The organism is Streptomyces sp. (genome assembly GCF_031181555.1).
GTDB lineage: Bacteria > Actinomycetota > Actinomycetes > Streptomycetales > Streptomycetaceae > Streptomyces > Streptomyces fimbriatus.
The window spans coordinates 26833-45879 of the sequence record NZ_JAPSKQ010000010.1; the positions used below are offsets into that span (position 1 = coordinate 26833).

19 protein-coding genes are annotated in these 19047 nt (G+C 74.2%); 11 read left to right on the top strand and 8 right to left on the bottom strand.

Going from position 1 to position 19047, the window contains the following annotated elements; translation table 11 throughout:
* The first annotated feature begins 180 nt into the window (after window positions 1–180).
* The 3 genes from RIM90_RS04035 to RIM90_RS04045 all read left to right on the top strand — a co-directional run bounded on the left by RIM90_RS04035 (window position 181) and on the right by RIM90_RS04045 (window position 2070).
* Window positions 181–561, top strand: coding sequence for an anti-sigma factor antagonist (locus RIM90_RS04035; protein WP_309059129.1), 381 nt, complete (start codon window positions 181–183; stop codon window positions 559–561).
* Between the two features lie 253 nt (window positions 562–814).
* Window positions 815–1477 carry a DUF4230 domain-containing protein gene (locus RIM90_RS04040; protein ID WP_309059130.1) on the top strand — a complete coding sequence of 221 codons (663 nt, stop codon included), beginning with the start codon at window positions 815–817 and terminating at the stop codon, window positions 1475–1477.
* 47 nt (window positions 1478–1524) lie between these two features.
* Window positions 1525–2070, top strand: a complete 546-nt coding sequence (locus RIM90_RS04045) for a VanZ family protein (RefSeq protein WP_309059170.1) — start codon at window positions 1525–1527, stop codon at window positions 2068–2070.
* Between the two features lie 150 nt (window positions 2071–2220).
* On the opposite strand, the gene RIM90_RS04050 is transcribed toward RIM90_RS04045, so the two are convergent.
* Together RIM90_RS04050 and RIM90_RS04055 are read right to left on the bottom strand one after the other, a co-directional pair.
* A complete protein-coding gene (locus RIM90_RS04050; protein ID WP_309059131.1) occupies window positions 2221–2457 on the bottom strand; it encodes a hypothetical protein in 237 nt (78 codons plus the stop codon).
* A gap of 71 nt (window positions 2458–2528) precedes the next feature.
* The gene (locus RIM90_RS04055) at window positions 2529–3338 is read right to left on the bottom strand and encodes an SDR family oxidoreductase (protein WP_309059132.1); all 810 of its coding nucleotides are present in this window, start codon (window positions 3336–3338) and stop codon (window positions 2529–2531) included.
* Window positions 3339–3462: 124 nt separating this feature from the next.
* On the opposite strand from RIM90_RS04055, the gene RIM90_RS04060 reads away from it, so the two are divergent.
* From RIM90_RS04060 to RIM90_RS04075, 4 genes are all read left to right on the top strand, one after another.
* Window positions 3463–4503 carry a PHP domain-containing protein gene (locus RIM90_RS04060; RefSeq protein WP_309059133.1) on the top strand — a complete coding sequence of 347 codons (1041 nt, stop codon included), beginning with the start codon at window positions 3463–3465 and terminating at the stop codon, window positions 4501–4503.
* Window positions 4504–4561: 58 nt separating this feature from the next.
* Window positions 4562–5218, top strand: coding sequence for an HAD family hydrolase (locus RIM90_RS04065; protein WP_309059134.1), 657 nt, complete (start codon window positions 4562–4564; stop codon window positions 5216–5218).
* Window positions 5219–5267: 49 nt separating this feature from the next.
* Window positions 5268–6482, top strand: coding sequence for an aromatic acid exporter family protein (locus RIM90_RS04070; RefSeq protein WP_309059135.1), 1215 nt, complete (start codon window positions 5268–5270; stop codon window positions 6480–6482).
* Between the two features lie 323 nt (window positions 6483–6805).
* On the top strand, window positions 6806–7837 hold the full coding sequence (locus tag RIM90_RS04075) for an SDR family oxidoreductase (RefSeq protein ID WP_309059136.1): 1032 nt from the start codon (window positions 6806–6808) through the stop codon (window positions 7835–7837).
* 81 nt (window positions 7838–7918) lie between these two features.
* Here the strand turns inward: RIM90_RS04075 and RIM90_RS04080 are convergent, their stop codons facing one another.
* From RIM90_RS04080 to RIM90_RS04090, 3 genes are all read right to left on the bottom strand, one after another.
* Window positions 7919–8221 carry a hypothetical protein gene (locus tag RIM90_RS04080; protein WP_309059137.1) on the bottom strand — a complete coding sequence of 101 codons (303 nt, stop codon included), beginning with the start codon at window positions 8219–8221 and terminating at the stop codon, window positions 7919–7921.
* 86 nt (window positions 8222–8307) lie between these two features.
* Complete coding sequence (locus RIM90_RS04085) at window positions 8308–9597, bottom strand: ROK family transcriptional regulator (protein ID WP_309059138.1); 1290 nt, start codon at window positions 9595–9597, stop codon at window positions 8308–8310.
* A 93-nt stretch (window positions 9598–9690) separates the two neighbouring features.
* Window positions 9691–10674 carry an aminoglycoside phosphotransferase family protein gene (locus RIM90_RS04090; RefSeq protein ID WP_309059139.1) on the bottom strand — a complete coding sequence of 328 codons (984 nt, stop codon included), beginning with the start codon at window positions 10672–10674 and terminating at the stop codon, window positions 9691–9693.
* Window positions 10675–10841: 167 nt separating this feature from the next.
* Between RIM90_RS04090 and RIM90_RS04095 the strand changes: the two genes are divergently transcribed.
* Window positions 10842–11330, top strand: a complete 489-nt coding sequence (locus tag RIM90_RS04095; protein ID WP_309059140.1) for an FBP domain-containing protein — start codon at window positions 10842–10844, stop codon at window positions 11328–11330.
* A gap of 23 nt (window positions 11331–11353) precedes the next feature.
* On the opposite strand, the gene RIM90_RS04100 is transcribed toward RIM90_RS04095, so the two are convergent.
* Window positions 11354–12706 (bottom strand): erythromycin esterase family protein, encoded by a 1353-nt coding sequence (locus RIM90_RS04100; RefSeq protein WP_309059141.1) that lies wholly within the window; start codon window positions 12704–12706, stop codon window positions 11354–11356.
* Window positions 12707–12943: 237 nt separating this feature from the next.
* Here RIM90_RS04100 and RIM90_RS04105 point away from each other — a divergent pair, with 237 nt between their 5' ends.
* Window positions 12944–14212 (top strand): FUSC family protein, encoded by a 1269-nt coding sequence (locus tag RIM90_RS04105; RefSeq protein WP_309059142.1) that lies wholly within the window; start codon window positions 12944–12946, stop codon window positions 14210–14212.
* A 519-nt stretch (window positions 14213–14731) separates the two neighbouring features.
* Window positions 14732–15928: a lactonase family protein gene (locus RIM90_RS04115; protein WP_309059143.1), complete on the top strand. Its 1197-nt coding sequence runs from the start codon at window positions 14732–14734 to the stop codon at window positions 15926–15928.
* Here the strand turns inward: RIM90_RS04115 and RIM90_RS04120 are convergent.
* Window positions 15896–16627 carry a DUF2470 domain-containing protein gene (locus RIM90_RS04120; RefSeq protein ID WP_309059144.1) on the bottom strand — a complete coding sequence of 244 codons (732 nt, stop codon included), beginning with the start codon at window positions 16625–16627 and terminating at the stop codon, window positions 15896–15898. The two genes, RIM90_RS04115 and RIM90_RS04120, sit on opposite strands and share 33 nt — an antisense overlap.
* A 104-nt stretch (window positions 16628–16731) precedes the next feature.
* Window positions 16732–17340, bottom strand: a complete 609-nt coding sequence (locus RIM90_RS04125) for a TetR/AcrR family transcriptional regulator (RefSeq protein ID WP_309059145.1) — start codon at window positions 17338–17340, stop codon at window positions 16732–16734.
* A gap of 109 nt (window positions 17341–17449) precedes the next feature.
* Between RIM90_RS04125 and RIM90_RS04130 the strand changes: the two genes are divergently transcribed.
* Complete coding sequence (locus RIM90_RS04130; protein ID WP_309059146.1) at window positions 17450–18973, top strand: cytochrome P450; 1524 nt, start codon at window positions 17450–17452, stop codon at window positions 18971–18973.
* The last annotated feature ends 74 nt before the right edge of the window (window positions 18974–19047 follow it).

The following is a 19047-nucleotide window of genomic DNA, read 5'->3' on the forward strand; positions in this document are numbered from 1 at the left end:
CCGCGCCCGCGCCCGCGCCCGCGCCCGCAAGAACCTTGGAAGAACTCGGTCGCAATTCGAAGACATATGTCAATCGAACATGCTCAAATTCAGTCGATCGAGGGTAACTTGCAGGGCGGAGAAGGGCGTTGGGACCGATCTCCGCCCCCGCGCACGGAGCAGGCTGGAGGCGATGGCGTCGTGCGGTACGAACCTGCACCGCTGACCCGGCATCTGCGCGTCCACCAGGACCGGGGACACACGGTGCTGGAGTTCCGCGGCGAGATCGACATCGCCGCGGCCGAGGAGATCACCCCGCACCTGGACGCGGCGACGGCGGCCCCGGACGCCCGGATCGTGATCGACCTGACCCGGGTCACGTTCTTCGACTGCTCCGGCCTGCGCCTGCTGTTCCGGGCCCGGCACCGGGTCCTGGCCGGGCACGGCCGGCTGCGCCTCGTCTGCGCCCACCCGCTGACCCTGCGCATGCTGCGGATCACCGGCCTGGCCCGTCTGCTGCCCCCGCACCCGACGCTGGACGCGGCCCTGGAACGGCCCGGGGCCGCGTCCGGCCCGGTGTGACGACGGGAACTCGGCCCGCGCGCCGGCGCGGGGTCATCACCAGGGCGCGGCTCGCGACCGCCGCCACCAGCGGGTCCGGGAGGCCGGCGCCCCGCGGGCCGCGTCGTACGTCTGCAGCGGCTCCACCGGGCGCTCCCGCACCGGCTCGACCGGCGGTCGCACCAGGAACACGGCGATGTCGCGCGTTCCCCTGCTTCCCTGTCTGGTCCGGCACTTGAGGGGCATTCGGACAGGAGGAAGGAGGGCCGCCGCCATGACGACTCCCCGCAGGGTCCTTCCCACCCGCGTACCGGGCCCGGCGAAGGCGCTGATCGCGCTGGTGCTGCTGCTCGCCGTGCTGTTCGCCGGAATCCGGCTGAGCGTGCTGCCGGGCCTGAAGGACCTCTTCGGCACCCAGACCCGCGACCGCTCCGGCCCCGCGCTGCTGGAGTCCATCCAGGACATCAGCCGTTACGAGGCGGCCTCGGGGAACTTCCAGGTCGTGGTGGACCTGGAGAAGGACGCCAGGTTCCTGCCCGACGCGGTCCGCGGCAGCCGCACGCTGTACGTGGGCGCGGGCACCGTCGACGCCTACGTCGACCTCGGCGAACTGGACGAGGACGACGTGCGGGTCGACGACGACCGCACGTCCGCCACGCTGCGGTTGCCCCGCGCCCGCCTGGGCACTCCGGCACTGGACCCCGAGCACTCCTACGCCGTCTCCAAGCGGCGCGGGCTGCTGGACCGCCTCGGTGACCTCTTCTCGGACAACCCGGGCGGCGAACAGGCCGTGCAGAAACTCGCGGTGCGGCACATCGGCGACGCGGCGCGGGAGAGCGGGCTGACCGCGCGGGCCGAGGCCAACACCACGGAGATGCTCGAAGGCCTGCTGCGTTCCCTGGGGTTCGAGGAGGTGCGGGTCGGCTACGGCGGCTGACCGGCAACCGGCGTACCACGCAAGGAAGTCGACGAATGGAGGACCGAATGGCCCGTGCCGCCCCACGTCCGCGCTCCCTGGCGCGCCGGCGTCCCGCCCCACCCGGACGCGGAGCCGGGGACGGGAACGGGCGCCGCCCGCTCCCGCTGCCCCTGAGGCTGCTGGTGATGCTGTGCGCCTTCACGTTCATGGTCGTCTTCGCGGTGGTCCTGGCCCGGCTCACGCTGCAGCCCTCCCCCGCCTCGGAGGCACTGACCCACACCAACCTGCGTCCGGGCCGCTCGCTGCGGGCCTATCTCGACCAGCCCGCGCTGCGCGACGCCGTGCGCCAGGTCGGCGGCAACATCCTGCTCGGTGTGCCCTTCGGCGTCCTCGCGCCGGTCGTCGCCCCGCGGACGCGCGGGTTCCTGCGGGTCCTCCTGCTGACCGCCGTCGTGATGCTGCTGGTGGAGTCCGCGCAGGGCGCCCTGGTGACGGGGCGTGCCTTCGACATCGACGACGTCATCCTGAACTCCTGCGGGGCGCTGATCGGTTACCTGCTCGTGGGGCGGCGGCTGAGCCGGGCCGTGCACGCCCGGAGACCGAGGGAATGACCGCGGGCCGGCGCACGTCGCCGTGCCCGGGCGCCGCACGCGCGGTACGGGGCGGCGGGCAGCCGCCCGAGGGCCGTGCCCGGGAGTACCAGGACCGTGGCCTGTGGTGCCGGGACCGTGCCCCGGGGAGCCGGGGCCGGGTCCGGCGGTCTAGCGCACGGTCCAGGTGAACTTGTCCCCGCCCACCCAGCGGACCACGTCCGGATCGTCCAGGTCGTGGACCGTGATCCCGAACGCGGCGGCGGCCTGCAGCACATCGGTGACAGCCTTGGCCTCGCCGACCACCTGTCCGTCGATCTCCACGATCCGGAACGGCGGCGTCCCGGGCTGGACCCCGAGCACCATGATCCGCGGGTGCGACATGTACGGGCTCGCGCTTTCGGTCATGCCTAGAGGGTAGAGCGGGAACCGCGCGAACGCGGCGTCCACGTCCCGGGCCGCGCCGCGGGTCCGCTCCCTCAGGGCCGCCGCCAGTCGTCGCTCGTCAGGTGCGAGCCCGCCTGCGGGCCCATCCTGAGCATGCCGCCGTCCACGGCCCAGGACGCGCCGGTGACGTACGAGGAGTCGGGCCCGGCGAGGAAGGCGATGACGGCCGCGACCTCGCGCGCGTCGCCGGGCCGCCCGAGCGGGACGCCGGGACGGCTCTCGGTGTGCGGGTCGGTGTCCTCCTGGCCGGTCATGGGCGTGGCGATCTCGCCCGGGGCGACCGCGTTGACGGTGATGCCGTGCTCGGCGAGCTCCAGCGCCATCACCTGGGTGAGCAGCCCCAGACCCCCCTTGGCCGCACAGTACGGCGCGGCGCCCACCCGGGGCTGGTGCTCGTGGACGGAGGTGACGTTGACGATGCGGCCTCCGTCGCCCTGCCGGATCATGTGCCGTGCCGCCTTCTGCCCGCACAGGAACGGGCCGACCAGATCGACGTCGAGGACCTCGCGGACCTTCGCCGGCTCCAGATCGAGGAAGGGCGTCATCGTGCCCGTACCGGCGTTGTTGACCAGCACGTCGATGCGGCCCAGGCGCTCGCACAGCTCGTCGACGGTGTCCGCGGCGGCGGGCAGCCGGGTGAGGTCCATCGGCGCCGTCTCCGCCCGCCGCCCGTGCGCCCTGACCTCCTCGGCCGTCCGCTCGGCGCCCTCGCGGTCGCTGTGCCAGGTGATGCCGATGTCCATGCCCGCCGCGGCCAGCCGTACGGCGGTGGCCCGGCCGATGCCGGAGTCGGCGCCGGTGATCACGGCGACCCTGCTGCTGGGGGCGGTGGGAGCGGACATGCGGGCCTCCTGGTCGGCACGGTGCGGAACGTCGCATCGCAGTACCCGGGTGCGTACCCGACAAACCGCGCTTCCGCCGTGCGGCCGTACGCGCCCCGGGGAACTCCGGAGCCAGGAGGTGGCGATGGATCCCGTCGAGGCGTGGGACCGGATCGCGTTCCCGCTGGAGCGGTCGTCGGCGCCGACGTACCGCGTCCGTGCCTTCCGCACCGCCGCCCGGACGCTGTCGGGCCCGGGCGAGGAGGAGGTGCGCGAGCGGGCGGCGGACGGATCGCTGGAGGCGCTCAGGGGCGCCGGCCCGAAGACCGCGCAGGTGGTGCGGGAGGCGCTGGCCGGAGAGGTGCCCGGTTACCTGCGGAGTCCGAAGGACGAGGCGGCCGAGGCGGCGGCCGAGCGGGGCGGGCAGGGGCTGCGGGCGCTGCTCCGCGGGGACTGCCACCTGCACTCCGACTGGTCGGACGGCGGCAGCCCGATCGAGGAGGTGGGCCGCACCGCGGCGGGGATCGGCCACGAGTGGGCCGCCCTCACGGACCACTCGCCGCGGCTGACCGTGGCGCGCGGGCTCTCGCCCGACCGGCTGCGCGAGCAGCTGGACGTGGTGGCGGAGCTCAACGAGACCTGGGCGCCGTTCCGGCTGCTGACCGGCATCGAGTGCGACATCCTCGACGACGGCTCCCCCGACCAGGAGCCGGAACTGCTTCGGCGGCTGGACGTCGTGGTGGTGTCCGTGCACTCCGAGCTGCGGATGGACGCCCGATCGATGACCCGCCGCATGGTCGCCGCCGTGCGCGATCCGCACTCCGACGTGCTCGGGCACTGCACCGGGCGGCTGGTGACCGGACGCGGGCGGCCTCCGTCGCGGTTCGACGCGGACGAGGTGTTCGCGGCCTGCGCGGAGACGGGCACCGCCCTGGAGATCAACAGCCGGCCCGAGCGGCTCGGCCCGCCCCGGCGGCTGCTGCGCCGGGCCGTGGAGGCGGGCGTGCTGTTCTCCGTCGACACCGACGCGCACGCGCCGGGCCGGCTCGACCGGGAGATCCTCGGGTGCGCCCGCGCGGAGGAGTGCGGGGTGCCGCCCGAGCGGGTGGTCACCGCCTGGTCCCTGGACGAGCTGCTGGCGTGGACCCGGGAGCGGAAGGTGCCCTCCGGCGTGGCCGGCGGCTGAGGTGGTACCCGTACGGCTCACGGGGGAACGGGCTCACGAGGAGACGGAGGGACCGCATATGGAACGGGCGGCCGTGTTCGACGTCGACGGCACTCTGGTCGACACCAACCACCTGCACGTGACGGCGTGGTGGGAGGCCTTCCGGCAGGCGGGTCACCGGGTGCCGATGCACGCCGTCCACCGGGCCGTGGGCCTGTCCTCCTCCGATCTGGTCGCCCATCTGCTGGGCGAGGACCGGGACAAGGACCGCGACGGGGAGCTGAGCGCCGCGCACAAGGCGCTGTACGGGCAGTACTTCGACCGGCTGCCCGCGTTGCCGGACGCCGGCCGGCTGCTCGGGCGGCTGCACCGGGACGGCTGGAAGGTCGTGCTCGCCACCTCGGCCGGCGGTGCCGAGCTGAGCGCGCTGCGCCGGGCGATCGACGCGGACGAGGCGATCACCGCCACGGCGAGCGCCGACGACGTCGACGAGGGCAAACCCGCGGCGGAGCCCGTCGAACACGCCCTGGAGCTCGCCGGGGTGCCCGCGGAGCGCGCGGTGTTCGTCGGCGACACCGTGTGGGACATGCGGGCGGGCAGCCGCGCCGGGGTGCGCTGCGTGGGCGTGCTGTGCGGCGGCATTCCGCGCGCCGACCTGGAGGAGGCCGGCGCGGACGTGGTCTACGACGACCCGGCCCATCTCCTGGCGTCCCTGCCGGACAGTCCCCTGGCATGAGGTGGTGCCGGAGGCATGGGGCCCGGCGCGGCCGGGATACCCGCAGCACATGACGCGTGTGAGGGAAGAGATGCGGCCGGGGGACGCCCTCGGTCGGGTGGCTCCGGTGTCGCGGGTGGCGGACGCCGTCCGGCGGGACGCGCTGGCCGTCGGCCGGGCGGCGCGGGCCGCTCGGGAGGGGCCCGGGCGGGAGCGGGACCTGCTCATCCAGTCGCTGAAGGCCGCCGCGGCGGCACTGCTCGCCTGGCTGGTGGCGCGGGTCTGGCTCGGCGACCCGATGGCCCTGATGGCGCCCTGGGTGGCGCTGGTCCTGGTGCAGGCCACCGTGTACAGCTCACTGGTGCAGGCGGCGCGGCAGTTCACCGCGATCTGCATCGGGGCCCTGGTCGCCTCGGGGGCCCAGGCGATCACCGGCGACACGACGGGGGCCCTGGCCCTGTCCGTTCCGGTGCTGATGCTGTTGTCGAACTGGCCCCGCTTCGGCGACCAGGGCATCTACGCCGCCACCACGGCGGTGTTCACGATCGCCTCGGGAACGGTGAGCGCGGCCGCCGTGGGACACCGGCTGGGGCAGGCGGCGCTCGGCGCCCTCATCGGCGTGGCCGTCAACGCGCTCGTCCTGCCGCCGATCCATCTGCGGGACGTGCGGGAGAACCTGGCGGCGCTCGCCCGGGAGACGGGTGACGTGCTGCGGGACGTCGCCGGGGACCTGCACGAGGGCGAGTGGGACGCGCAGACCGCCGCCGACCGGCTCGGCGCCTCGGCGCGCCTGCACCACCGGGTGGAGGCGTTGCGTTCGGCACGCGGCTGGAGCAAGGAGAGCCTGCGGCTGACCTCGGGCGCGCTGCGCGCCCTGCACCGGGCGCCGACCGAGGCCCTGCCACCGGAGGAGGAGGACGAGCGGTTCAGCCGCATCACCGGGCACGTCGCGGCGCTCACCCGCACGCTGGCGGTGGCCGCCGACGAGGACCGCACGCCCGCCCCGCCCGACACGGCGGTCCTGCGCTGCTACGCCGAGCTGCTGGAACTGCTCGGCGACACCTGCCACGCGGAGGCCGACCGCCTGCTGGACGGCGGCGGGCCGCCGGACGCCCGCCTGGACGAGCGGACCGAGGCGGTGATGCGGGAGCTCCACGAGAGGCTTCAGGAGGGACTGCGGGAACACGCCGGGCGGGGCGCCGAGCGGGCGGCCGTGCTGGGCACGCTGCTGCTCCAGGCGGAGAACCTCTGGGCCGAGCTCGACCCCGACGCGCGGGGCCGGTGAGCCGCCCGGCCGTACGGCCCCGGGGCGGGTGACGCACCTCACCGCAAAAGGGGCAGAACCGTGGAACACCCAGGGGTGGTCCCCCGTTGAACAAGCCGTGGGTGCGGATGGGACAGTGTCCCCGGGCCTCACCTTTCGCCCACAGGGACGATCGTTCGGCTGAAGCCCTGTGGAGCCTTTCGCCGAGAGGCGACCGCCATCCGCATCCACCCATGACCGCCCCGGCCGTGATTCCCCCGTCACGGCCGGGGCTTCTTTTTGCGCCGCGGCAGGAGGGGTACCCGGTCCGCTCCGCGGGAGCATGCGGCCGAGAGGAGCGGAAGGTGAGCAGCGGAACGGGTATGAGGGTCGTCGTCACGGGCGCCACCGGCAACGTCGGGACCAGCGTGGTGCGCGTGCTCTCGGAGGAGCCGGAGGTCGGGTCCGTACGAGGGCTGGCCCGGCGGATCCCCGAGTGGTCGCCGCCGAAGACCGAGTGGTCGGCGGTGGATCTGGCCTCAGGGCGGTCCGATCTCGTGGAGGAGTTCGCGGGCGCCGACGCGGTGATCCATCTGGCCTGGGCGTTCCAGCCGACTCACGACCCGGCGACCACCTGGCGCACCAATGTGCTCGGCAGCATCCGGGTGTTCGACGCGGTGGCGGAGGCAGGGGTGCCGGCACTGGTGCACGCCTCGTCGGTCGGGGCGTACTCGCCGGGTCCGAAGGACCACGCGGTGACCGAGTCGTGGCCGACGCACGGCTGGCCCGACGCCGCGTACTGCCGTGAGAAGGCCTACCTGGAGCGGGCCCTGGACACGTTCGAGCGCGATCACCCGGACACGCGGGTGGTGCGGATGCGGCCCGCGTTCCTCTTCAAGCGGGAGTCGGCGAGCGAGCAGCGCCGCATCTTCGGCGGACGTTTCCTGCCGGGTCCGCTGGCGCGGCCCGACCTGCTGCCCTTCCTCCCCGACATCCCGGGGCTGCGGGTGCAGGTGCTGCACACCGACGACGCGGCGGACGCCTACCGGCTGGCGGTGCTGTCCCCCGACGCCCGGGACGCCTACAACCTCGCCGCCGAGCCGCCGGTCGACGCGGAACTGCTCGGCGAGATGCTCGGCACCCGCCGCGTCAGGGTGCCGCGCACCGCGGTCCGCTCGGCGGTCGCCGCCGCCTGGGGGCTGCACCTGCTGCCCGCCTCCCCGCACCTGTTCGACGCCGTCCTGAGGCTGCCGCTGATGGACTGCACGCGTGCGCGTACGGAGTTGGGCTGGCGCCCGGTGCGTACGGCCACAGAGGTGGTGGAGGAGTTCCTGCAGGGCATGCGGGAGGGCGCGGGCGCGCCCACGGAGCCGATGCGGGGACGCAAGGTGGGCTGATGTGGCCCGGCCGCCGGGCTCTCCCGTCCGCTGCTGTCCGCCGCCCCGGTCTCCGCCGCTGTCCGCCGCCCCGGTCGCCCCTTACGCCGACGACTCGTCCGGTACGGGCTGCTCCGGGTTGCCGGAGGCCGAGTGCGGGGCGCCCTGCCGGCCCGTACCGGCCTCGTCGGTGTCGGGGACGTCGGGCTCGGTGCCGCCGGCCTCCGACGGTTCGGCGGACGCGTCGGACCCGCTCGGTCCGCCGGACGCTTTCTCGCTCTCCCGCTCCGCGGCCGCGGGCGCGACCTCCCAGGGGTCCTCGTCGGCGCCGGCCTGCTGGTCGGGCAGGTCGCGGGGAATGCCCACGCCGTTCTCGCCCGGTCCTTCGAGGCGGTGATCGGTCACGGCGTCTCCCTTCGTCCGTACGGGGTGCCCGTACGGGTCGTTCGTGCAGGGTTCCCGCGAGTACCTCCGCCGTGACCGGCGAAACCTCAGCGCGGTACCCGCTCCTGGAGTGCCGTGCGCCAGGCGGGCGGCGGGGACTCGGGTGCCGGGTCGGGGCGCCGTCCGCCTCGGGCGAAGAAGTCGGCGAGCGGCAGGACGGCGGCGCCGACGGTCACCGCGTCGGGCCCCAGGCGGCCCAGCTCGATCGTCACCTTCTCGGCCGGGTGGCGCAACGCGTACGACAGGGCGTGCCTGCGTACGGCGGGCAGGAAGCGGGAGCCGAGCTGGAGGCCGGCCCAGCCGCCCATGAGGATGCGCTCCGGCTGGAAGAGGTTGATCAGGTCGGACAGGCCCGCGCCGAGGTACTCGGCGGTCTCCTCCAGCACGGCGAGGGCGACCGGGTCGGCGGCGGTGCCGTCGGGCGGGTAGGCGGCGGCGAGCATCGCGGTCAGCGCCGTCTCCTCGTCCGCGGCCTCGGGCACGCTGCCGCCCTCCTCGCGCCACCGGGCGAGCAGCGACTCGGCGCCGGCGTACGCCTCCAGGCAGCCGAGCGCGCCGCACCGGCAGCGGCGCCCACGGACCCGTACGGTCAGGTGCCCCCATTCGACCGCCCGGCCGTGTTCCGCCTCGGGGGTGACGAGACAGGCGCCGACGCCGGAGCCGAAGAGCACCACGAGGGCGTTGCGGGCGCCGCGTCCGGCGCCGAACCACATCTCGGCCTGGCCGAGGGTCCTGGCGCCGTTGTCGATGAAGTAGGGCACCGTGTCGGGCAGCGGGGATCCGCTGCGCAGCAGGGACTCCAGGGGGATCGCGTCCCAGCCGATGGTCTGCCCGTGCACGACGGCGCCCCGGTCGGGGGTGCGCTCGACGATGCCGGGGACACCGATGCCGACGCCGAGGAGCCGTTCGGGGGCGAGACCGGCGGCGGCGAGCACCTCGGCGATGCCGGAGCGGATGTGGTCGACGATGACCTCGACCTCGTAGCGCTGCTGTTCCAGCGGGAGCTCGGCGCGGGCGAGTTCGGTGAGGGCCAGGTCGAACAGTTCGACGCGCACCCGGGTCTCGCCCACGTCGACACCGATCATGTGGCCGCTCTCCGGCGCGACCCGCAGCAGGGTGCGCGGACGTCCCCCGTCGGAGTCGACGCTGCCGGCCTCCTCGACCAGGCCGTCGGCGACGAGGTCGGCGACGACGTTGCTCACGGATCCGGAGCTGAGCCCGGTCGCCGGGCCGAGCTCGAAGCGGCTGAGCGGGCCGTCGAAGTAGAGCCGCTGCAGCACGGCCGTACGATTGGCCCGTCTGAGATCGCGTACCGTGCGCCCGCTCCGCCCCGCCATGCGGCTCCTTCCGAAACCCTGTCCCACCTGCAACATACCGCCGCGGACCGACCGGACGCGACTTCCTCCCCCCCCCTTATTTCACGGTGCGAACTAACAGAGCCCGGTCATCTCGTCCAACGCGGCCCCGAGTTCCGGGGCGACGGCGCTCCGGACCCATCGCTCGTGATCGTCCCCGGGCGCCCGCGGCACCGTCTCGGTGAGCATGATCAGGTAGAGGTAGGCGCGATACAGGGCGAGCCGTACGCGGGCCTTCGTGTCGAACCCGGCCCGGCCCCCGGACTCCCGGTACCCGGCCAGGAACGCCCCGTCCTTCTCGATGTCGCCGAGCAGTGCCAGGGAGACGAAGTCGGCGAGCGGGTCGCCCCAGAACATGCGCTCCCCGTCGATGAGCCCGCCGACGCGCGCCCGCCCCGCCGCCGGGCGGTCCACGAGGATGTTGCCCGGCCACAGGTCGAAGTGCACGAGAGCCGGCACGGTGACCTCGTCGAGCGCCGCCCCGGCGGCGCGGAGCGCACCGGCCACCTCGTCGACGGGGCGGGGCAGCCGGACGCCGTAGCGGCGGGCGTCGGCGAGGACGGCGTCGGTCATCGCGGTGAAAGCGGTCCGCCAGTCGGGGGCGAGCGGGCCGAGGGCGCCGGACGGGTAGCCGAACCCGGGCCCCGTCACGCGGTGCAGACGGGCCACCTGACGGCCCAGTTCCCTCCGCAGGTCCGTCCGTTCCCCGTCGGCCGGCGCCGCCTCCGTCCAGGGTTCGCCCGGGCAGGCGGTCATCAGCAGGTGCGGTACCTCGTCGTCACCGCCGACGGACACGGCCCGCGGCGCGGGTACACCCGCCTCGGCGGCGCCGGCGCAGAACACGGCCTCGGAGACGAGGAGGCGCCGCTCGTACCGGAGGCCGGGGGTGGCGGGTGCGGGCGGGGTCTTCAGGACGTAGCGGCCACCGTCGGCGAGGACGAGTTCCTCGACGGTGTTGTAGGTGCCCCCGGCCAGCGGGCGCACCCGGACCAGGGCGCCGGGCGGCAGCCCGGCCACCGTCAGCGCGCTGCGGGCCCGCTCCCAGGAGTCCCCCGTCACCGCTGTCCCCTCCCCCTCGGTCACCGCGTCACGGGGCACGGAAGGCGCCGCGGGCCCGTGGTGAGGCATCCTACGGAAAAACCGCTGGTCTCCCCTCCCGCGGGAAATTTACCCTGGCCGAAAACCTAGATCCTCTAGGTTTCGAAGGACCATGCCAGGAGACACCCGTGAAACCGCTGACCGAGCAGGACATCCGCGCCTCGTTCATCAACTGCTCGAAGGGCGAGGCCAAGCGGCTGGCCGTACCGCGTGATCCGGGTGAGCTTCCCTGGGACGACCTGGACTTCCTGGGCTGGCGTGATCCGGGCGCGCCCGACCGGAGCTATCTCGTCACCGAGCGCGAGGACCGTCTCGTCGGGGTGGCCATGCGGTTCCAGTCCGCCCAGCGCGGCTTCCTGCACCGCAGCATGTGCTCGCTGTGCCTGACGACCCATCCGCGCGGCGGCGTCTCCCTGATGACCGCGCGCAAGGCGGGCCCGGCCGGCCGCGAGGGCAACTCGGTCGGCGCCTACATGTGCACCGATCTCGCCTGCTCCCTCTACCTGCGCGGCAAGAAGGTCCCGGAGACCGGGGCCCGCTTCGAGGAGAGCCTCACCCTGGAGGAGCAGATCGCCCGCATGCGGGACAACCTGTTCGCCTTCCTCGACAAGCTGTAGACCCGCCCTGCTCCGGGTGACGGCTACCGGTCCAGCAGGCGGGCGGCCCGCACCTCGTGGAGGTGGATCAGGACGTCGTGGCTGCGGGCCAGGGCGACGTCGTAGGGGCCGTCCGGATAGTCGGTGCCTATGCGCCGGGTCGGCCGGGCAAGGTTCAGCCACGCATCGGCCGGTGCGCCGACGGTCCGCAGGTCGACCACGTAGTCGCGGTGACGGACCCGGTCGAGGGTGTGCTCGTTGCTCCCCGGGTCCGCGGGCCCCAGGGTCCAGCGCCGGACGGCGCCGTCCGGGCCCGTGGCGTTGAACGAGCCCCGGTCGAAGGACAGGCCGACGCTGACGTAGCCCGGGCCGAGGCGGTCGCGCAGGTACGCGCCCTGCACCCTCGGGTAGTGGACGGGGTCGGCCGACACGTAGCCGAGGTGGTCGTTGTGCGCGGACACGGCGACCTTGGTGCCGGTGTGCCGCTGCCACCAGACGACGTTGGCGGCCATCGCCTCGTCGCGGTAGCGCATGGCCTCGGCGACCTGCTCGGGCGAGGTGAAGTCGAAGGCGTACTGGCGGGCGGTCCGGTCGATCGCCCGCGCGTGCTGCACCGCCCGGGCGTGCGCCTCCGGGTCCTTCCCCGGCCCTTGGGCCCGGAGCAGCCGCAGCGCCTCACCCGTGCGGTCCGCCCTTTCCCGGCGTTCGGCGTACGGCTTGTTCAGGTACCGCTCGATGTACTCCCCGGTGGCCACGGTCGGCCGCAGTCCCCGGTACAGCTCGGCGAAGCGGGCCGAGAGCCCGGGATGGTGCTCGGCCACATGCGCGGTGACCCGGTCGTACAGTTCGGGTCCGGTCCAGGCGATGTCGTCCCCCATGAACCGCACGGGATCGTCGGGGTGGCGCACGTTGTACGCGCGCATCCACTCGATGAGCCGCAGGTGGTCCGCGTTGTTCCACCACAGGTAGTCCCGTTGGAACTCCTCGCGCATGATGCGCCGGGGGTCCCCCTTGCCGTGCACGACGTACGCGTCGAGGCGCAGACCGGTGCTCCAGGGCGCCTCCAGGGCGAAGGTGCGGAACCCCTTCTCCACGACGAGCCGGCGGAAGACCCGGTCCTTGAGGGCGAAGAAGTCGTGCGAGCTGTGGGTGGCCTCGCCCAGACCGACCACGCGCGCGTCGCCGACCATGCGGTCGAGGGGACGCAGATCTCGGGTGTCGCCGCCCGGTTCCACGCCGCGCAGGGGGTGCGCGGCCCGGTCCAGGGCCGTGACGACCGGGGTGGCCGGCTCGACCGCCCGGGCGGGAGCCCGCGCCGCCGTGGCCGGGGTGCCGGCCGTCACCGCGCCGAGGGTGACGAACAAGGTCACGACGGTTCCGATCCGATGTCGTTTCATGATTCAAGGCTGCCGCGCCTCTGGGCCCGGCCCCATCCGGCGGGCCTCCGACCTGGAGTGCGGACAACCACCGGAATCCCCGGGGGTTTTCCTCAGTGCCCGCTTCCGCACCGTGCCCGGCCGGCAGCGACACGTCCGGCGGTGCACGGCGCGTGAGAACGAATCCGGCCGCCTGCGTCCGGTTACCGTCCTGTCCGAATACGTTCGATGCGCCGGGGGAAGGGGAACAGCCCGAGGATGCTGGATGTACGTGAGACCGCGGCCGCCGCCGCGCGCCTGGTGAAGTGGCACCGGGATCCCATGGTCGTGCAGGCGGTGCGCTCGGCCGCCGCCGCGTCGATCGCCTATGTGATCGCGGTGCGGCTGAGCCCTGACGACGCCCCACCGCTCACCGCGCCCCTCACCGCGCTGCTGGTCGTCCAGGTCACCCTGTACGCCACGCTCAAGATGAGCATCCGCCGGGTGAACTCCGTGGTGGCCGGTGTCCTGGTCGCCATCGCCTTCAGCGTGGTGGTGGGGCTGAGCTGGTGGAGTCTGGCCCTGGTGATCCTGGCGGCGCTGGGCGTCGGACATCTGGTGCGGGCGCACGAGTTCGTGGCCGAGGTGGCGATCAGCGCGATGCTGGTGCTCGGTGTGACCGCGCACGGAGCCCTGGCCTGGGCCCGCGTGGTGGAGACGCTGATCGGGGCGGTCGTGGGGCTGGCCTTCAACCTGCTCTTCGCCCCGCCGGTGTGGGTGGAACAGGCCGGCGAGTCGATCGAGGGGCTGGCCCGGCGGGTACGGCAGCTGATGCTGCGCATGGGCGAAGAGGCCGCCGGCCGCACCCTGTACCACGAGGCGGCGGCCCGCCTGCACGAGGCCCGGCGGCTCGACCACGACATCACCGAGGTGGACGAGGACCTCCGCCAGGCCGAGGACAGCCTGCGGCTCAACCCCCGGGTCCGCGAGGGACTGCTGCACCGGATCGTGCTGCGCACCGGCCTGGACACCCTGGAGATCTGCACCGTCGTCCTCCGGGTGCTCGCGCGTACCCTCGCCGACCTCGCCAAGGAACGCGAACCCGAGCCCCTGTTCCCCGAGGAAACGGGTGCGACCCTCGAGCAGCTGCTGTCCGAGATCGCCGACGCCGTGGTCAGTTTCGCCGTGCTGGTGACGACCAGCGTCAGCGACGACGCCGAGTCGGCGGAGGAGCGGCTCACCGCCGAGCTGCGGCAGGCCGCGGTCACCCGTGACAAGCTCGCCCGGCTGCTCCTGGAGGAGATCCAGCACGACGCCCGGCAGTGGCAGCTGCAGGGGGCGGTCCTGACCGAGGTCAACCGCATCATCGACGAGCTGAACACCGAGCACCGCTCGCGCCGGCTGCTGGAGGAACTGGACCGCTACACGAGCGAGCAGCGGGAGCGCCGGCCGCGGCTGACCCGGTTGCGGGACCGCTTGCTGGGCTGGCTGGGCCGGATCGGGCCGCGGCGCCGTAACCGGACCGCGGCCGGGCGTCGTTCTCAGTGACGGACACCGAAACGGAACGAGGGGGCCTGCGGACGACCGGCACGACCGTGCGGACCGGCGGAAACGCGCTGCGGCCGCCGGGCGGCGCGGGGCCCGGCGGCCCGCCGCGGCCGTGGGGCTCGGCGTCGGAGGGTCCGTGCGGCAGGAGGTACGCCGCGACGACCGGCCGCTGACGGACCGGACGACCGCCCGGCGGGCCGGGTCTTCGTGGACCGGGCCGCCTGCGCCCGGGCCGGTCCGCCCCGGTTCGACCACTGCGGCCAGGACGCGCGGGATCCGGACCCGGCCGACCCGCTCCGGGCGGTGAAACCGGCCGGCGACCGGCCCGGGGACGACCACGAGCCCTGGCAGGATCCCTCGCCCCACCGGGTGCGACAGCGGGGGGACGCACCGGGCGGGCCGGTCGAGGACGGTGACCGGTGACCCGCGTGCGCACCCGCCCCTGCTTGCACCCGGTGGGTGATCGACGCCAGGGTGGCCGTGGCGACCGGACGTGCGACGACCTCGAGGGGCGTGTGGATGAGCAGGGCCGACTGGAGCAGGCGCCGTTTCGTCGGCGCCCTCACGGGAACGGCCGCCGCGGCGGCGCTCCCGGCGTGCGACGACCACGCGCCGGCGAACTCGCCGCCGCCCCCGAAGGCCCCCCGGGCGAGCACGGGCCCGGGGCGCGGGAGCGACCCGCCCTCCGGGCCGCGACCGCTCTACCTCGGCACCTACACCTCGGTCGACGGCGGCGGCAAGGGCATCGGGACGGCCACCTACGACAGCGCGACGGGGCGGATCGGCGGCACCGGCACCCTCACCGGCGTCGGCGACCCGTCGTACCTGGCGGTGCACCCCGACGGCCGGACGCTGTACGCGGTGAACGAGCGCGAGGACGGTGCGGTGACCGCCGTCCGGCTGTCCGACCGGACGGTCCTGGGCAGCCGGAGCACCGGTGGCGCGGGCCCCTGTCATCTGTCGGTGCATCCGAAGGGGCGCTGGCTGCTGAGCGCCAACTACGGTTCCGGCAGTGTGGCGGTGCACCCCATCGACGCCTCGGGAGCGATCGGCGAGCGCACCGAGCTGGTCACGCACTCCGATCCGCCGCCCGGGCCGGGACAGCAGGGGCCGCACGCCCACCAGTGCCTCACCAGTCCGGACGGCGGTCATGTCCTCGCCGTCGACCTGGGCACGGACACGGTCTACAGCTACCGGCTCGACGACAGGGCCGGCACGCTCACCGAGGCGGCGCGGGCGAGCACCCGGCCCGGTGCCGGTCCGCGCCACCTCACCTTCCACCCCGGAGGCCGGTACGCCTACCTCGCCAACGAGGTCGACAACACCGTCGCGGTGTGCGCGTACGACCCCGCCTCGGGGCGTCTGAGGATCGGCGAGGCGCAGTCCACGGGCACGGGTTCCGGCACCAGCTACCCCGCGCAGATCCTGGTGACCGGGAACGGCCGGTACGCCTACCTCGCCAACCGCGGCCACAACAGCCTCACCCGCTATGCCGTCGAGGCGGACGGCGCCCGGCTGAGGCTGCTGGACACCGTGCCGGTGGGCGGTGACTTCCCGCGCCAGATCGCCTTCTCCCCCGACGGCGCGCTGCTGTTCGCGGCGAACCAGAGGTCGGGCACGGTCAGCGTGTTCCGCGTGGACGAGGACAGCGGTGAACTGCGGTCCGTAGGTGATCCGTTCGCCTCACCCGTCGCGGTCTGCGCGCTGCCGCTGTAGGGCGCGGGGGCAGGACACGGCGCTCGCCTGGGAGAGCAGCACGTGCATGCGTTCGGTGAGTTCGGCGACGTCGTCGGCGGGCGCGTGGAACGGCAGCCGCACGTCGCCGTCGGCGCGGACGCGTTCGATGCGCAGCGTCAGTCCGTGCCGGTCGACGGCGAGCGGCTGGACACGGACCGCGCCGTGCAGACTGCCGGTGTCGACCAGGCGGGTCAGCCGTTCGACCGCGTCGGCGTGGCAGTCGGCGAGATGGGTCAGCAGCCGGGCCTCGGCGGTGGCGAGGGGGTCGGGGGCGGCCGCGGCGAACTCGTCGAGGTCGACGACCACCGCGCCGGACAGTTGACGCAGCACCATCCGCGTGGGCCGGAAGGCGAGGTGGCCGTCCTGGACGGAGGAGAACCAGCCGGCGAGCCACAGCCGGGCGCGGATCCTGCTGCGGACCGGGACGGGCGCGACGTCGGCGAACTCCAGCACGGCGGACGGTTCACCGCGGGGCGCGCAGATCGCGGCGGCGAGCAGGGCGCTGTCCTCGGGCACGCGCAGCAGCACGCGTCCGTCGTCGGTCACGGTGTGCGCGCCGACGAACTCCTCCCGGGCACCCTCGGCGGTCACCGCGCAGGACCATGCGGCGGCGAGCACCGAGCGGGCCCGTTCCGCCGCGCCGGGCGCGGCCGTCCAGCTCTGCCTGTCGTCACCCATCCCGAACCTCCTCTTAGGTAAGCCTTGCCTAACCTATCGAAGATCGGGGCGCGCGCCAACCAGGTGGCGTGATCTTTACGGGCCTTTCGGTCCGCTCGGCCCGCTCAGTCCGCGAGAACACCCAGCAGGGCGCGGGCGCACAGGTCGCGCACCTGCTCCCGGCCCAGCTCAGCGCCGCGCAGCCACTCCAGACAGACGGCGGTGGTGAAGGCCAGCCAGCCGCGCACGGCCAGGCGGGTGTCCGGCCGCGCCTCGAAGACCGGGCCGAACTCGGGGTCCTCGGCCAGCGCCGCCAGGATCTGCCGCTCCTGCGCGGCGAGCGCCCGCCGGTAGACCCGGCGCACCGCCTGGTCCCCCGCCGCGTCGGCGCGGTGGAAGGCGCGGTAGCCGTGCGCGTGGGCCTCGACGTACGACAGATAGGCGTCCAGACCCGCCGTGAGCTGCTCGCGCAGCGGGACGCCGGGGACCGCCGCCGTCAGGCGCAGCATCCGCCCGCTCTCGCGCTCCACGACCGCCGCGAAGAAATCCCGTTTGGTCGGGAAGTAGTGGTAGAGCAGTCCTCGCGAGACCCCGGCGATCTCGGCGACCTGCTCGATCCACACGTCGTCGTAGGGGCTCTCCGAGAACAGCCGCGCCCCGACCGACAGGAGCTGCTCCCTGCGCTCCTCGGTGCTGAGCCGGCGGCGCGTGCGCCCGCCCTGGTTCGCGGCCATTCCCGCACTGTACTTGACGCCGGTTCAGCGGCCGGACCAGACTGAACCACGTTATTGAACTCACGTACAACACGTCGCAATCGCTCGCCGGACCGAAGGGGATCGCGCCATGGCGGAGACGACGACACCCGCCGGGCTGCCGAAGGGGTTCCGCAGCGCCGGGGCGGGCTGGCCCGAACTGCACCGCATTCCGCACCCGCCGTACCGTCTTCCGCTGCTCGGCGACGTGCTCGGGGCGAGCAGGCGCACCCCGGTCCAGGACTCGCTGAAGTACGCCCGCCGACTGGGCCCGATCTTCCGGCGGAACGCCTTCGGCAAGGAGTTCGTGTTCACGTGGGGCGCCGCCCTGGTGGCCGATCTCGCCGACGAGGCCCGGTTCGCCAAGCACGTCGGGCTGGGCGTCGCCAACCTGCGGCCGGTCGCGGGCGACGGACTGTTCACCGCGTACAACCACGAGCCCAACTGGCAGCTGGCGCACGACGTGCTGGCCCCCGGCTTCCACCGTGGGGCCATGGCGGGCTACCACACGATGATGCTGGCCGTCGCCGAGCGGCTGACGGACCAGTGGGACCGCGCGGCGGCCGCGGGCCGCACGGTGGACGTGCCCGGTGACATGACCAAGCTGACCCTGGAGACGATCGCACGCACCGGATTCGGACACGACTTCGGATCGTTCGAACGGCCCCGGCCGCACCCCTTCGTGACCGCGATGGTGGGCACCCTGACGTACGCGCAGCGGCTCAACAGCGTGCCCGCGCCGCTGGCACCGCTGCTGCTGCGGCGTGCGGGCCGCCGCAACGCGGCCGACATCGACCGTCTCAACCGCATCGTCGACGAGGTGGTGCGCACCCGGCGCGCCCACGGTGGCGGGGACGGGGACCTCCTGGACCGGATGCTGGACACCGCCCACCCGGAGACCGGCGAGCGGCTCTCGCCCGAGAACGTCCGGCGCCAGGTCATCACCTTCCTGGTCGCCGGCCACGAGACCACCTCGGGCGCGCTCGCCTTCGCCCTGTACCACCTCTCCCGGCATCCGGACGTCGCGGCCCGCGCCCGCGCCGAGGTGGACCGCGTCTGGGGCGACACGGCGGCGCCGGGCTACGAGCAGGTGGCCAGGCTCCGCTACGTCCGCCGGGTGCTGGACGAGTCGCTGCGGCTGTGGCCGACGGCGCCCGCCTTCGCCCGGGAGGCCAGGGAGGACACCGTGCTCGCCGGGGAGCATCCGATGCGGCGCGGCGCGTGGACGCTGGTGCTGACGCCGATGCTGCACCGGGACCCCGAGGTGTGGGGCGCGAACGCCGAGCGGTTCGACCCGGACCGCTTCGACGCGCGGGCGGTGCGGTCCCGTCCTCCGCACACCTTCAAGCCGTTCGGCACGGGGGCGCGGGCGTGCATCGGGCGGCAGTTCGCCCTGCACGAGGCGACGCTGGTGCTCGGGCTGCTGCTGCGCCGCTACGAACTGAGCCCCGACCCCGGCTACCGGCTGCGCGTGACCGAGCGGCTCACGCTGATGCCTCAGGGGCTGCGGCTGCGCCCGGAGCGGCGGACGGCGCCTGCCGTGTCCCGGGCCCGCCGGGCGGCCGACGACGCCGGGCCGGCCTCCCGCCGTCCCGCGCGCGGAGCGGGCGAGTGACCCCGGCGGCCCCGCACCGGCGCTCCTCCGGGCCGCGCGGAGCCGGGCCGGGTGAGGAGGAATCCCCGGTCGGG